This window comes from Streptomyces sp. NBC_01276 (genome assembly GCF_041435355.1).
In the GTDB taxonomy this organism is placed as follows: Bacteria; Actinomycetota; Actinomycetes; order Streptomycetales; family Streptomycetaceae; genus Streptomyces.
This window is the reverse complement of the sequence record NZ_CP108443.1, coordinates 120,831-135,411: the sequence shown is the minus strand read 5'-3', so window position 1 is coordinate 135,411 and position 14,581 is coordinate 120,831. Positions and strand designations below refer to the sequence as shown.

12 protein-coding genes are annotated in these 14,581 nt (G+C 72.5%); 4 read left to right on the top strand and 8 right to left on the bottom strand.

Going from position 1 to position 14,581, the window contains the following annotated elements; all coding sequences use genetic code 11:
• The first annotated feature begins 67 nt into the window (after positions 1–67).
• Positions 68–661 carry a hypothetical protein gene (locus OG295_RS37800; protein ID WP_371681466.1) on the top strand — a complete coding sequence of 198 codons (594 nt, stop codon included), beginning with the start codon at positions 68–70 and terminating at the stop codon, positions 659–661.
• Positions 662–879: 218 nt separating this feature from the next.
• Here OG295_RS37800 and OG295_RS37795 read toward each other — a convergent pair whose 3' ends face one another.
• The 3 genes from OG295_RS37795 to OG295_RS37785 all read right to left on the bottom strand — a co-directional run bounded on the left by OG295_RS37795 (position 880) and on the right by OG295_RS37785 (position 7,972).
• Positions 880–1,290, bottom strand: coding sequence for an XRE family transcriptional regulator (locus OG295_RS37795; protein ID WP_331738018.1), 411 nt, complete (start codon positions 1,288–1,290; stop codon positions 880–882).
• A gap of 707 nt (positions 1,291–1,997) precedes the next feature.
• The gene (locus tag OG295_RS37790; protein ID WP_331738016.1) at positions 1,998–2,699 is read right to left on the bottom strand and encodes an RES domain-containing protein; all 702 of its coding nucleotides are present in this window, start codon (positions 2,697–2,699) and stop codon (positions 1,998–2,000) included.
• Positions 2,700–3,067: 368 nt separating this feature from the next.
• A complete protein-coding gene (locus OG295_RS37785) occupies positions 3,068–7,972 on the bottom strand; it encodes a hypothetical protein (protein ID WP_331738014.1) in 4,905 nt (1,634 codons plus the stop codon).
• 20 nt (positions 7,973–7,992) lie between these two features.
• Here OG295_RS37785 and OG295_RS37780 point away from each other — a divergent pair, with 20 nt between their 5' ends.
• From OG295_RS37780 to OG295_RS37770, 3 genes are all read left to right on the top strand, one after another.
• Entirely contained in the window at positions 7,993–9,489 is a 1,497-nt protein-coding gene (locus OG295_RS37780) for a hypothetical protein (protein ID WP_331738012.1), read from the top strand.
• A 196-nt stretch (positions 9,490–9,685) separates the two neighbouring features.
• Entirely contained in the window at positions 9,686–10,111 is a 426-nt protein-coding gene (locus OG295_RS37775) for an SMI1/KNR4 family protein (protein ID WP_331738009.1), read from the top strand.
• Between the two features lie 111 nt (positions 10,112–10,222).
• Complete coding sequence (locus tag OG295_RS37770) at positions 10,223–10,786, top strand: 2'-5' RNA ligase family protein (protein WP_331738006.1); 564 nt, start codon at positions 10,223–10,225, stop codon at positions 10,784–10,786.
• Here the strand turns inward: OG295_RS37770 and OG295_RS37765 are convergent.
• The 5 genes from OG295_RS37765 to OG295_RS37745 form a co-directional block, all read right to left on the bottom strand.
• Positions 10,733–11,203 carry a hypothetical protein gene (locus OG295_RS37765; RefSeq protein ID WP_331738004.1) on the bottom strand — a complete coding sequence of 157 codons (471 nt, stop codon included), beginning with the start codon at positions 11,201–11,203 and terminating at the stop codon, positions 10,733–10,735. The genes OG295_RS37770 and OG295_RS37765 overlap by 54 nt on opposite strands.
• 278 nt (positions 11,204–11,481) lie before the next feature.
• The gene (locus tag OG295_RS37760) at positions 11,482–12,021 is read right to left on the bottom strand and encodes an RICIN domain-containing protein (RefSeq protein WP_371681465.1); all 540 of its coding nucleotides are present in this window, start codon (positions 12,019–12,021) and stop codon (positions 11,482–11,484) included.
• 138 nt (positions 12,022–12,159) lie between these two features.
• Positions 12,160–12,636 (bottom strand): hypothetical protein, encoded by a 477-nt coding sequence (locus OG295_RS37755; protein WP_331738000.1) that lies wholly within the window; start codon positions 12,634–12,636, stop codon positions 12,160–12,162.
• Positions 12,637–12,877: 241 nt separating this feature from the next.
• Positions 12,878–13,603, bottom strand: a complete 726-nt coding sequence (locus OG295_RS37750; RefSeq protein ID WP_371681464.1) for an RlpA-like double-psi beta-barrel domain-containing protein — start codon at positions 13,601–13,603, stop codon at positions 12,878–12,880.
• Between the two features lie 313 nt (positions 13,604–13,916).
• Positions 13,917–14,471, bottom strand: coding sequence for a hypothetical protein (locus OG295_RS37745; RefSeq protein ID WP_331737998.1), 555 nt, complete (start codon positions 14,469–14,471; stop codon positions 13,917–13,919).
• Positions 14,472–14,581: the final 110 nt, after the last annotated feature.

Below are 14,581 nucleotides of genomic sequence, written 5' to 3'. Positions count from 1 at the left end.
AAGTCACCGGCCCCTCTCCAAGGAACAGAGGGAACACGAGGAAAGGACCCTGAAGAGCCCGGTGTTCGTGGACGGGCCGACCGGCATCATGGCGCCGACACCCACCCAGCGCGTCGTGGTGAGCCCGCCGTCGTTCGGCGGCATCCGCTGCACGAACCAGATCGCCCCGGCGTCCACGGTCATCGACAACCTCGACCAGTGCATGCTGATCGCGCTGTACCGCCTCACCCGCTGGATCAACTCCTCGTCGCCGGACGTCACCGAACTCCTCCGCCTGGGCATCGGGCACGGCGGGCCCCATCCGAAGGACTGCCACAACCAGGGCCGCGCGCTCGGCCTCTCGGGCATCGTGGGGGAGCTGGACGGGGTCGCCTTCACCCGTCTGGTGCAACGGGACTGGGGAGACCTGCCCCGCACCCCCGGCAAGTTCCGCATCGACCCCGCGACGGACCCCCTCGCGTACGGGCTGTTCTCGACCGCCTTCCGCTGCGCCACGTTCGAGTGCGAGGCCACCGCCATCGGCCCGGCCAACAAGTGGCCCATGCCCGAGATCGGCGGCTCCGGCTTCGTGATCTACCCGGACTGCACCGGCCCCGCCGCGCTGGTCAACGCCCACCAGAACCACATCCACATGCAGATCGGCGTCACGGTCCTGCCCTGAGCGGCGCCGGTGCCGGATCCCGGGGCGTCAGACGTGCTGGGGTTCGCCGATGGTGCGGCGCCCGATGCGGGTGGCCAGCCAGTTCGCCCGCTGTAGGTCCTGGCTCTGCACGTGTACGTAGACGGTGTGGTTGTCCGACGGGTCCTCCTTGAAGAGCCTCAGGCAGCCGGTGCGTTCCGTGGGGCCCGTGGGGCTGCCGTGTCGGGTGGGACGGGGGGTCAGCCGCCGTCCACGTAGGCGCGGGCCGCCACCATGACGTCGCGCATGCGGCCGTCGGCGATGCACTGGGCCGGTGCTTCGTCCTCCAGCTGCGGGTTCATGCCGATCATCCAGGCGCGCGCCGTGTAGAGGCTCTCGGCGTCCTGGATGAGTTGGAAGACCTGGAGGGCGGCGCGCAGGCGCTCCTCGGATTCGTGCCGGGGGGTGGTGTCGCCCGATGCCCACTTGCCGACCTGCTTGGGGTCGCTGATGTTGGCGATGCGCGCGGTCAGGCGCTGGCCCAGGTTGTCCTGGAGGAACCGGGCGATCTCGCTGATGTGCATGCGCACGGTGGCGATGTGGGCCCGTTCGGCACTCACGGCGCTCTTGGTGGCGGCGGAGGCGGTCGTGGTGGTGGTGTGTGAAGGCATGGTCAGGTCTCCCTCGCTGCCCTGACTGCGCGCCCGCGCGGCGGCGGGTCGCGTGTTCAGGCGACGGGTGTCGGGTGCGCGCAGGACCTGGCTGTCGCGTGCTGCTGCGATGGCAGACGGAGGGGACGCTCGGTCTCGGCGAGCTGTGAACGCTTCGTGATGTGCTTCCGACCCGCCGGGAAGCGTGACCAGTGACGGGTGGGGTGGGCCGGGCCGGCTAGCGGCGGGCGGCGGGGTTCAGCATCGATGTATTCCGGTCCGCGGGGATCCGGCGCATGGATGACTGGAGCGTGCTGGGGGTGAGGCGGCGCCTGGGGTGCTCGGTGGTGCCGCGCTGTGCGGCGTGAACCCCGAAGGTAAGCACGTACGGACGGTGTTGCCGGTGATGCTCATGAGATCCCCCACATGTTCCAAGTCGGTCGATGTACTTGTCAGGTTACCCATTATCGCCTGTCAACTCCACCTCTTAGACGGAATCCAGCGCGTTCTCGACGGGGCGTCAACTACCGTGTTTGAGGCTGTACTTAGCTTCTGACCTGCATTGATGTTGTTGATTGGGGGAGGGGGCGGAGGTCGTGTGCGTGCGGGGAGTGAGTTGTTTTCCTCCTTTCGGACGACAGGGATGTGGTGGTTTTCCGGTTGGTTTCCAGGTGGGTTTTCGGGTGGGGGAGTAGGGGGGTGAGTGGTTGTGGCCCGGGCGGGTCCGGTCACAGCATGGTCAGGCCGTACTCGTCCGCCACCCGCCGCAGCGCCTCCGCCTCGGGGAAGACCAGACTGGACTCCTCCTGCTTCAGTGCCACGTCGCTGAAGACGGCCCAGCACTGGCGCATGCCGAAGCGGGAGCGGTAGGCGATGCCGTGGACGAGGCGCTCCTGCTCCGAGGGGCCGGTGCGCTGGGTGATGGCCCAGGCGGAGATCAGCCGGGTGATCCGGCGGTTGAAGCCCTGGACGTGTTCCGTGGTGAGCAGGTCGACGCCCTGCTCCGCCAGCTTGTCCTCCAGCTCGTGGGAGAGCGTCTTGAGGGTCCGTTCGTCGTCCACGTCGAGGAAGCGGGCCTCCTTGGGCGGCTGCAGACGGACCAGGGTGTGGCGCGTGGTCCAGTCGCGGGGCATCTTGCCGGGGCCCATGTAGTACGGCTCCTGCCAGTCGTCCGCGATGACCTCCCGCATGGCGGGGCTCACGCGGAAGGGGGCTAAGGCCTCGGCGAAGCAGCCGTCGTGTTCGGAGGCGCAGTAGAGGGTGCCGTAGCTGACCAGGCTCCAGCGGTTGCCGCCCGTCCGGTCGGAGTCCTCCTGGCTGATCTTTTCGTACGTGACCGGATTCTTGGATTTCCCCAGCCGCCAGATGCCGCGTTCCGGTGCGGGGATGAGGCTGACGTCCGGCTGTGCGGTGTCGGTGTCCCGGCTCATGGGGCCGTTCTCCTTGCTCCGGCCGGCTCCGCGGGACGCGGGGTACGGGCCGGTGATGCTCGTGGGCTCGTGCGGCGGGCGGGCCGGCGGGGCGGTCCGCCCGCCGGGAGAGCCGGTCTTGTGACGGTGTGGTGCTCGTGAGGGGGGCTCATGAGGGAGGCTCACGAGCGGCGTGGTCATCGGTCATCGGTCATCGGCCATCGGTCAGCGCGTGAGGTGCGGGGCGCCCTCGGTGCGGCGTACTGATCGGTGGCACATGCCGAACGATCATTTTCATGCTCGGGTGCGACCGAAGCGACCGGGTTGCGCGGGTCAACGGGGGCGCACGAAGGAACACGGGGGCGCACACGGCTCTGCGCACGGCGCGGTCAGCTGCCGTCCGTCCGGCACCGGGCGAGGTCGATCTCCACGGCGGCGGCTCCACCGTCCCCGGTGAACGAGAGCACGACGCGCCCACCGCCCGCCGCCGCCGGATGGGCGGTGATGCCGCGGACGGGGCTGCCCGTGGCCAGCAGCAGACGGCAGTGCCCGGTGGCGGCGTCCCAGACGCGGATGGTTCCGTCGACCGCGCCGGCGGCGGCGAAGCTGCCGTGGCCCTCCGCGTTCCACAGGGCTAGGGCGTGTACGGCCGCCGACGTGTGGCCGGTCAGCGGTGCACCCAGGGGGCGGCGCCCCGCCAGATCCCACAGCCGTACCGTGCCGGTGTCCCCGGCGCTGGCCAGGTACGGCGGAAGGCCGCCGAGCGGGCGGGGGGCGAGGGCGACGGCGTGCAGGACGCCCTGGTCACAGCGCAGGGGCCCGCCCAGCGGGCCGAGTTCCGCGTCCCACAGCCGTACGGTGCCGTCGGAGCTCGCGGAGGCGAACCAGTCCCCGCCCCGCTCGCACGAAGCGGCCGCCACCGCCCGGATCCGCAGGCCGTGACCGGTCCACGTGCGCAGCGGGCCCGGGTCGTCCAGGTCCCACAGCCGGACCGTTTCGTCGTCGCCGCCGCTCAGGAGCAGGTGGCGGCCGTCCGCGGTGGTGCAGGCGGCGAGGGAGCGGACGGGCAGGAAGTGCCCTTCGAGGACGTCGGGCAGGAAGCGGCGGGTGCCCGCGTCCCACAACCGGATGCCGTAGCCCTCGCCTCCGGCCGACCCGGAGGCCGACCCGGACGCCGACACCAGGACGCGGCCGCCCTCCCGGCGGTGGGCCCAGGCCAGGGCGGACGGCGGCCGGCCGGTGTCGATCCGGGCGACCGCGTCCCCCGTACCGATGTCCCGGACGTCGACGTACGGGACGCCGTCGCCGCCGAGCGCGAACCAGGAAGGGCCGCGCGGTCCCCCCGGCCCCGGCAGGAGCAGTGCCCCGACCGTCGGCACGGGTTCGGCAGGCGTACGCGCGCCGGCCAGCGCGCGCTCCAGGACCTCCCGGTTCCACAGCCGCAGCGTGCCGTCACTGGATGCGGAGGCGAGGATTCCGGATTCTGGGGAGGCGACGGGGCTGAGCGCCGTCACGGCGGAGGCGTGCCCGTCCAGCAGCCCCGGAGCCGCCACGTCGGCGGATTCCCACGCGGAGACGTCCCATACGGCGATGCCCCGGCCCGTTCCGGCCGCGAGCAGGTGGCGCCCGCCCAGGACGAGGCCGGTCAGGCAGCTCACCGGCCCGTCGGCGCCGGTGAGGGTGGAGCGAAGTCCGTCGGTGCCCCAGACGCTGACGCTCCCGTCCGCGTGGCCGGCCGCGACCGTCCCGGGCCGCGTGGTCGCGGCCAGCACCCGTACCGCCCCGGGGAGGCCGAACGCCGCCACCTCCACGGCGGCCTCGGTGTCCCGGAACGTCAGGGACGCCCCGTCGGCGATCGCCAGCAGCGGCCGGCCGGGCGGATCCTCCACCGATGCCAGTGCGGTGGCACTCGTACGCGGCGCGTCCCCCGGCAGGGTCAGCAGGTCCTGCGGCCCCATCCGCTCGTTCCACCAGACCACCTCCCCGTTCCCGTTGACGCTGAGCACCGCGAGCTCGTGCCCGCCGTCGCGGTACGCGCACACGTCGGCGATCCAGATCCCGCCGGGCCGGTGGACCTGGTCGACGAGCCCGCCGCTCGCCGGGTCCCACAGGCGTACGGTTCCATCCGTGCTCCCGGACACGAGCAGCGGGGACTGCGCGGGGCGCGGTGCGAGGAGCAGGTGGTGTACGGCGCCCTCGTGCCCGCGGATCCGTTCGCGGACCGCCGTCCCCTCGACCGCGTCGATCAGTTCGATGCCGCCGGCGTCGTCGCCCACCGCGAGGGCCGCGCGCCCGTCGGGGGCCGTCACCGCGGTCATGGACCGCACCGTGGTCGCGAGGGTGGCCAGGACGTTGACGGGCGGCGTCCACCGGGACCACAGCACGGCCAGCGGCCCCGGCACTCGGGCCGCGGCACCCGTGCGCGTGTCAGTGCCCGTGTCAGCGCCCGCGTCCTCGGACGTCCGCGGGCGCGCCGTTCCGGGGAAGCGCAGCGCCGTGTGCGCCAGGTGCAGGCTGGCCAGGCGCGAAGGGTGGTCGGCGCGGTGCAGGTAGGGCTCCACCGCGGCCCACGCCTCCAGCCACAGCCGGCCCTCCCGCCCCCGGCCGGGGCCCAGCAGACCGCGGACGGGGCTGCCGGTCAGCCACGGAAGGACGTCGGCCGGCACGTGCGCGTCGTCCAGGACCCCGCCCAGGCGGGCGTGGCGCGCGAGGTACCGGCGTACGTAGGGATGCGGGGCGGTGTCCGGGGGGCCGACGGCGCCCTCCGCGCCTGCTGCGGCCGCGGCTGCGGCCGCGGTGGCGCCGGTGTGCGGCGCGGCCAGCTCGGCGAGCGCCCGCGTGATCCGGGCGTGGACGTCGGCGTCGTGCGCGTGCGCGGCCCCGTGCGCGGCCCCGTACACGTCCTCGTAGGCGCCGCCCCCGAACGCGTCCCCCTCCGCACGGCTTCTGTCCGCCGCACTTGTCCCCGTAACCACATCGTCCCCACCAGCTCTACCAACCCCACCAACCCCACCCGACACGGCCCCATCGGCCTTATCGGCAGGCTCGTCCTGACCATCCGGCATTCCCATCCCCCCACCAGGCGCCGCCCCGCCCACGGGCCGGGCGCGCAGCACGGCGGCCAGCCGCTCGTGCGCCGGCCGGTACACCCGCTGATCCTCTTCCACGTCACGGGTGAGATATCCCGCCAGACGCCCTTCCAGCAGAATCCCGATCTTGTCGTCGGCGTCCTCGACGGTCCTCCCGAGCACCGCGGACGCCACAGCGGGCCACACCTCCCCCCACGCGATCCCGCGCCCCAGCGCGAACGCCGACGCCCGCAGCAGCGCCAGCGCCTCGTCGGCCGCCAGGCCGTCCTCCGCCGACCTCGCCAGATCGGCCTCCAACAGCCCGGCGGTGCCCTCGCCCAGCCGGGCGAGCCAGCCAGCGTCGGCCGACAGCCGCGGCCCCGCCGCGCGCAGCTGCCCCGCCGCCACGCGGGCGTCGAGGAAGGACCGCCCCGCCGCCGCGGCCACCGTCCGCGACACCTCCGTCAGGTCGTGCCCCGCCCAAGCCGCCTCCCCGTCCAAGAGGGCCCGTACATACCCCTCGACGTCCCTGCCCATGTCCGCGTCGTCGGTGCGCAGCACGGCCGCGCCGCGGAACGCGTCCCGTATCCGGCCCAGGAGGTCCGGGCCGTCGCCCGCGCCCCCCTCGCTGCCGCCGTCGGTGGCGAGGGGGCCGCCGTCGCCCGGATCGCTGCTGCGGACGGCCACGACCAGCCGGACCCCGCGCTCCACGGGCGGCGGCAGGTCGCCGGAGCGGGACCGGCCCCCGTCCGCCGCCGCGGGCACGGCGCCGCGTACGGACAGATGGCCGGCCAGCGGCACCAGGACCTGGTGCAGCGCCGCCGCCGGATCGGTCGCCTCGTCCAGGGAGTCGACGACGATCGTGACCATGGGGCCGGGCGAAGCCAGGAACCCCCGCAGCCCCAACTGCCAACGGCTCAGCTGGTCCCTGCCGGACGGGTCCGGGCCGACCCCCAGCTTCTTCGCGATGGCCCGCAACAGCTCCAGTGTCTCCCGGCCCCGCGCGGTGACCGCGATGGTCACCGCGCCCTCGCCCGGGACGGTCTCCGGCGGACAGTGGCCGACGGCGGCCGCGAACAGGGCGGACCCGCGGAACTTCGCGTCGCTCAAGGTCACCGCGCGGCCCAGGATCGCCGATTTCCCGCTCGCGGTGATGCCGGTGACCACCAGGATCCCCGGCGGACCCGTCAGGAAGGAGACCACCGAGGCGTTCAGCCGCCTGCGGCCCGAGAAGTACCAGCCCGGGTCGTCGGCTCCGGTGCGCCCGCTGGCCTTCTCCACCCAGTAGTCGAGGTCCTCGGGGGTCGCCGCCACCTCCTTCCGGCTCTCCTCCACCGCGGCCCGCTCCGGCCGGTACCCCGGGTTCGGCAGGGCCGGGGTCGGGACGTGGAGCTTGCCCATGACCACGCGGCAGTCGACGGACAGGCTCCGGCCGAGCTCCGCGCCGATCGCCTGCCCAGCCTGGTACAGGGCCCGGCTGAACTCCGACATCGTCAGGTACGGGCGCGTGATCCCTCCGGCCGTCCGCAGCCACTCGTGGGCCGCACGCAGCACGAGCGCGAACTCCCGGCCCATCACCCGCGTCTTGGACGCCGCCGTGACCAGGACGTTCAGCGTGCCGTACGTGGTGCGCGCGGTGTCCAGGTCCCGCGAGAGGTCCAGCAGCTCGCCCGCCAGGTCGGCGGACTCGCACATGTTCACGACCACCAGGACGTCCCGCGCGTGCGAGTCGAGCGCGGCGATCACGATCTCCGTCGTCCGCAACCCCGTCGCCAGCAGCCGGCCGGGGTCGGTGTCCCGCAGGACCGCGAAGTGCTTGGCCGCGGACGAGGCGACCCCGTGCCCCGTCACGTACAGCACCAGCGGAACATTCGGATCCGCCTCCCGGATCCCCGACCCCGTCAGGAAGCACTCCACGTCGTGACGGCTCGTCACCGGCTGCGAGGGCGCCACCTTCACGAAACCGGGCCCGTCCGGGGGCGGCCGCTCCCACCACAGGGCCACCGCCTCCAGCTGCGCGCCGAAGGCCTGGCGCAGCGCCTCCGTCCCGTCCTCCATCGGCAGGACGAACAGGGTGCCCGTACGCGGCTCCGCCTCCGCGGCGGCGCGGACCGCCGTCGCCGGCACCTTCCCGGTGACGGCCCGCGCCCCTGCCGTCGGCGTCGTCGCCGTCGGCGTCGCCTCCGCCGGACCGGCTAAGCTGATCTCGCCCCGCTCCCCGTCCACGGTCCCTATTCTTCACTGCCATGGACGAGCACCCGCACCGCACCACCACCGCACAGCACCCCCAGGACGCCGCGGAGTTACCCGACCACGTCACCCAGGACGCGGTCGTCGTCGTACCCGGGATCATGGGCAGCACCCTGCGCGACACGACCACCGGCAAGGACCTCTGGGGCATCGGCGGCATCTCCTGGCTGCTGAAGGCCTGGACCACCCCCTCGGGCCTGAAGTCCCTGGCCATGACCGAGGACGAGCTGGCGGGCAAGACCGGCCGCATCGAGGCGACCGGCCTCCTGAGGCATTCCGCGTGGACCCCGTACCTCGCGGGCAGCGAGCCGTACGCCGACCTGGTCGACACCGTGCGCTCCAGCGTCGCCGACCCCGCCGCGATCCTGGAGTTCGCCTACGACTGGCGCCTGCCCGTCGCCACCAACGGACGCCTCCTGGCCGACGCCGCGCGCCGCCACCTGACCGACTGGCGCCTGCACCCCGCCCACACCCTGGCCCGCCGCCACCGCACCGACCAGCGCGAGGGCCGGCTCGTCTTCGTCGCCCACTCCATGGGCGGCCTCGTCACCCGCGCGGCACTCGACCCCGCGCACGACGGCGACCTCCACGCCGACACCCGGGGCGTCATCACCCTCGGCACGCCCTTCCAGGGCTCGGTCAAGGCGGCGGTCATCCTCGCCACCGGCCGCGGCGCCCCCGTACCGCTGCCGCACCGCAAACTCCGCGCCCTCTGCGCCACCATGCCCGGCCTCCACGACCTGCTGCCGCAGTACCGCAGCCTGCGCGCGGGGGACGACGTACGCCACCTCACCCCGGGCGACGTCACGGCCATCGGCGGCGACGCGGAGCTGGCGCGCGACGCGGCCCGCTTCCACCACCGCCAGAAGAACATCGGCCTGCCCGGCCACCGCTCCGTCGTCGGCGTCAACCAGCCCACCTGGCAGAACCTGACCGTCACCGGCGGCGAGCTGGAGGCCCACTACGACGGAGCCCGCCAGAACTCCGACGGCACCTTCATCCGAGACCGGAACGACCGCATCCGGTACTTCCGGGTCCACGGCGACGGCACCGTGTACAAGGAATCGGCCATTCTCACCGACGCCGTCACCCACCTGCCCCTCCAGCACGGCGACGTCGCCAAGGCACCGACCGCCCTCGACGCCATCACCGAGATCCTGCGCGACGACATCCACCCCGGACCGCCCCAGGGCGAGGCCGGCTGCGGTCTGAGCGCACCCGACCTCGTCGAGGCGGGCCGGCCGTGGAAGATCCACCTCAGCGACGTCGACTCCCTCCCGGGCCTGACCTGCCACCTCACCGACCTCGCCGACCCCGGCCGTCCCGTGGCACAACTCGCCCTGACCTGGGAGGACGGCGCCGCGGTGGCAACGGCATCGGCGCCTTCCCCGGGCCTGTACCGCATCGAGGTACGCACCCCGGACGGCTTCGACGTCACCCAACTGGTCCTGGCCACCGAACCGGACCAGCCCCTGGCCGAAGCGGAGGCGTAACCGGCACCGGGCCCCATGCCGACGGCGCCGAGCCCCGCACGGTCCTGGGGCCGGTGCGGGGCCGTCCCGGCCGCAGCCGTACTCTTCGCTCGACGATCGGTCACGCTGGTCGAGTCGCAGCCCGGTCTCGCGTCGGCGGGGCCGGAGGCCCGCCGGCTCCATCACGGGCCAAGGCTCATGGAGGTCGAGTTCAACGGTGTGGACCCAAGTCGTTGCGGCGCTGCCCGGTACGGCCGTCTTCCGGCCACCGGTGTCGGAGGCGTCGCTCATCCACTGCGCGACGACGCTCGGCCATCCATTGCCCGCGGAACTCGTCGCCCTGCTCCGCGAGAGCAACGGCATGGAGGACGAGTACGGTGACGGGCTCATCTGGTCCGCCGAACGCATCGCGTCCGAGAACCGGACCCTGCGCGAGGACGCCGGGCTCACCAAGCTGTACATGCCGTTCGATCCGCTGCTCTTCTTCGCGGACGCGGGGAACGGAGACCTCTTCGCACTCCTCCCCAGGATCGACCGGCCCGACGTCTTCGTCTGGAACCACGAGGACGACAGCCGTACCTGGGCGGCACCGAGCTTGGCCAAGTACCTCGAATGGTGGCTGACGGGGCAGATCAAGCTGTAGCGCCGCCGCCCGCCCTCACCCTCACCATGCAGGGCGGCGAAGCTCGGACCGCTTCGACGATGTCGTGCCGGGCAGTGTCGGTTCCCGTACCTGACCTGCGATGATGATGGCGTGCCAGAGCCAGGGACCACTGCCGTCGTCATCGTTCTGCCCGATGCCGCCCCGCTTCTCGATGCGGCGTGGCGCATCGACCCGGCGCTGGTCCGCCGGGGGGTGCCGGCGCACGTCTCGCTCCTCTACCCGTTCGTGCCGGAATCGGCGCTGACATGCCGGGACGAGGAAGGCGTGCGTTCCCTGGCGGCGGGTCTTCCGGCAGCCGATCTGCTGTTGGACGAGGTCGTGACCGCGTCCGGCTTCGTCGCCGTCACCGTTCCGGAACTCCAACCGGTCGTCGATGCGTTCCGCGCCCAGTGGCCCGGGCTGCGCCCGTACGGAGGCCGCTTCGGGGCGCGTCCCGCCGCCCATGTCACGGTCGCCATGGGTGCGGACGACCCGACGGCCGCCGGCCGGGTGCGCGCTGCGGTCGGCAGCCTGTTGCCGCTGCGCGCCCGCGCGGCGGCGGTCCAGCTGGTGGCGCTGACGGAGGAAGGCTGGCGACCGCGGTTGAGCGTGCCGCTCGGGTCAGCGGTTGCCGGGGCTCAGCAGCGAGGCGGCCGCGGCGATGAAGGCGGCTGACGCTTCCTTGGCCGCATGCCGCTGGGTGTCCAGCTCGGTCCGGTCGCCGGCCTTGCGCAGCTCGTAGGTGGCGTCCGCGGCCAGTTGGGCGGGGCCGGCCAGTTCGGGGACCAGGACCTGAAGGCGGATGTGGGGCGCGGTGATGGCCGCCCGGGTGTCGTGGGACCTCGTCTGGGCCTCCAGCTGGTGCTCGGCGCCCGCCCCGGCCAGGGCCAGACGCTCCCGATGGAACATCGCCGAGCGGTGCGCGTCCAGGGCGGCCGCGAAGTCGGTGACGGCGCCGAGCCGGTCCTGGCGGTGGCTGTCGGCGCGCTCCTCGGCGCGTGCGGTGCGTGCCGAACGGTGCTGGAGGAGCCCGGCGGTCAGGGCGCCGGCCAGGGTACCGAGTACGGCAACGATCGAAGGCCATAGGGACATCAGCTGTGGGGTCCTCGCGGGTGGTCGGATGCGTCGGATTCGGTGGTGAGGTCGGCGGACAGCGAGGTACGCGGTGGCGCCTTCGCCCGGATGGCGGCGTGGAGCGGAATACAGCCCCCTTCGAACACCGCTTCCCGTCGGCCGGCGGCACATCAGGACGCGGACCGTGCCGCCCTGATCAAGGGCTGGACGCAGCTCCGCCCGGTGGTTCTCGACGGGAACCGCACCCTCAGGAGAACCACCGGGCGGAGCACCACGGGTTCAGGCCGGCGGGCCCGTCAGTGGTTGTAGATGAAGTCGCGCGCGAAGGCCCAGCGCTGGTTGTCGCCGTTGTTGCAGCTCCACAGCTGGGCTCCGGTGCCCCAGGTGCCCGCCTGCCAGCCGTTGATCTCCAAGCACCCGGTATAGGCGCTCTTGAGCTCGGCAGTGGCCTGGCCGTTGACGTTGCGCCAGTGGTCGAACCACCAGAGCTGGTTGCGGCCGTTGTTGCACGGCCACTGCGTGACCGCGGTTCCGTTGGAGGTGGTCGGCGGCAGCCCTGCCAGCTCCAGGCACTGGCCCGAGGAACGGTTGACGATCCGGAAGAAGCCACCGCCCACGCTGTTGAAGACCCAGTTCTGGTTGTCGCCGCCGTTACAGCCCCACACCGCGGCCTGGGCACCCGGCTGGCCGGTCCACCCGGGCATCTCCAGACACGATCCGCCGGCCACGTTCGTGATGGTGGTCATGTCGGTGGCGGGCGCCGCGCCTGCCGGAGCGGTCGTCGCGGCCAGGCTGCCGAGCAGCAGTCCGAGCGTGCACGTCATGCGTGCGATCAAGCGCTTCACTGTAGTCCCCCTGGGGAGTAAGTCACGTACAGAGAAAGGACCTTGGTGGTGCGATCGCAGCATATAGGAACAGGTGTACGAAATGGAGGGTTTGAATGCTGGGTGCTGTGACAGGGTTTGCCGAGCCCCTCACGCAGCCGTGGACTCGCCCCGGTCCGGGCGGCGGTGTCGCCGCCGGGCCGTGATGGGGGCCGCCACCAGGCTCGCGACGCCCACCCCGGAGGCCACGGAGACGGTCGGGTTGACCCAGCCCGGAACCTGCTCGTCTCCGTCCGTGCCGTCAGGTCCGTCGGAGCAGACGACGGAAACGGGGAACACCGACTTCGTCACCAGGTACCGCTGCGGGGCGGTCCGGTCGCGCCCCATTCCGTTGCACTGGGCGTAGGGCTCGGGGACGTTGAAGCCGGTCATGTGCCCCCACCCCAGGGCCAAGGCCGCGATCGCGAAGGCGGCCGACGACAGCTGGAAGCAGGCGGCCACCCTCAGCAGCGGGCGCAGCGGGAGCAGCGGGCGCTCGCGAAGCGCGACGCCCCCGCAGACGGACGCCGCGCCGGCCATGGCCGCCGCCAGGATGAGAACGCCGCCGATCACCAACAGAACGATCATGAGATCTCCGACGCGGGCGCACAGGCGGCGGTTGCACGCGCCAGATGGGGGGTCCAGCACGTGCAACGCGCACCACGCCCTCCAGGGCCGCCCGCGGCCCGGTCCCGGCCGCGTTCCTCGCCCCCGCAGCCGGCCCCGACCGCCGAGCCTCCCCCGGCCGGGGGAGGCTTCGTCCTACGCAGGGTCGTGCTGTCCCCGCATGCGCAGGCCGGCTGCTACGCCCTGGTGGCGGGCGAGCCGGCTACTCCGTGAAACTCCAGGTGACGTTGATCCTCCCCTGGTCGAGGGGAGCGAGTGCGCTGAACGCGGCGGGCGTCAGGTCCAGGTCGTGCTTCTGCGCGGTGGGGCTGGCGTCAAGGACCGTCGCGACGATGGACTTTCCCTTGTACGTGACCACGACCTTCTGGCCGCAGTGAGGGGCCGGGTTTCCGGTTCCGAACGTGATCGGGTCGAGCGCGACAGCGAAATCACTGTCGCTGATCTGCCGGCCGCACGCCCCGGCCACACCATTGCCGGAGAAGAAGTCCGCCGTTCCCTCCGAGCTCTTGCCGGGCTTCGGCTTCGGGGGCGCTGCGGTGGTCTTCCCCGGCTTCGGCTTCGGGGGCGCTGCCGTGGTCTTCCCCGGCTTCGGCTTCGGGGGCGCTGCGGTGGTCTTCCCCGGCTTCGGCTTCGGGGGTGCCGCAGTGGTCTTCCCGGGCTTCGGCTTCGGGGGCGCTGCCGTGGTCTTGCCCGGCTCCGGCTTCGTGGGCGGTGCCGTCGTCCTGCCCGGCTCCGGAGCGAGAGCGGAAAGCGGCAGCGGCAGCTCGGCCTCGGCCGAGTCGGGCTCCCCCTGCAGTTCCGAAGCGCTCGCCGCCGAGATGCTGGTGACGGTGTCCTCCGAGGCAGAGGCGGTGGCGGCGGTGATCACGGCAGCGGGGCCGGCGGCCAGTAGCGCGGCCACCGCGGTCTTGGCGATTCTTGCTCGCATCGTTCTCTCTCTGAATGTCGCGTTCTGCGGCGCGGATTCGGGGGAGTCGCAGGGGCTGTGCCGTACGACGGTCCTCGCGACCACGCCGGCGCGATGGCCACCTGTATGGGCCGACGATCGCGGAGGATCCATGATCACGAACCTCGCTAACGATCTGCTAGCGCTCCGCTAACGACCTGTTCGGCCGGCGCCGGGGTGCCGAGGGACAAGGCCCTTACCCGGGCGTGGCGGCCTCCGGCTGCGGCGGTTCTCCCGCCCTACCAGGGAGCTTGACCGTGTGTCCGCATGGTTGCCGGAAGCGCCGACGACGTGCTCAGCCGGTGGCTCGTGGAGTGTCCAGCGACCGGGCGAAGTCGGCGAGCGTGTGGAAGTCGTTCTCGCGCAGGCCGACCCGCGGGTTGACGTGGTGCAGGAGCCCGGACCCGCGATGGTGGGCGGTCACGTACGTCTGATCCAGCTCGCTCTGTTCATCGTCCACCCAGGCGAAGGGACGGCCGTTGGCGTAGTCCACCAGCGGACCGGTCTTCCAGTGGACTCCATCGGGGCGTTCCTGGAACAGGACGTCGCCGAAGTCGACGAAGGGAAGTTCCGGAAGACCGAGCACCGGTGCGATCCACCGGTTGGCGTCGTCCATCCATGAGGTGGCCCAGCACAGCTCGAAACCGAGCCGGAGCAGGGACCGCCCGTGCTCGGGGTTGAGCCAGACCCGCGGGGGGCGCCGCCGGGACGAGATGCTCCCGTGCTCTTCAGGAGCCTCGCCGTCCAGGGGCGTTCTGAGCGTGGTGTAGCCGTCGGGGCACTGCTCCGGCTCGGCCGCATAGGGGTTGAGCGGCCCGTCCACGTCGAGGAACAGCAGTGGTCTGTTCACGGTTTCCCCCCGGTCGTGCTCACCATCGACTGCCCTGAGAAGCGTAGCCGCAGAGACCGTCTCGGCACGGGGCCGGCCTGAGTGATGAACACGAGGTGGCGGGTGTGATC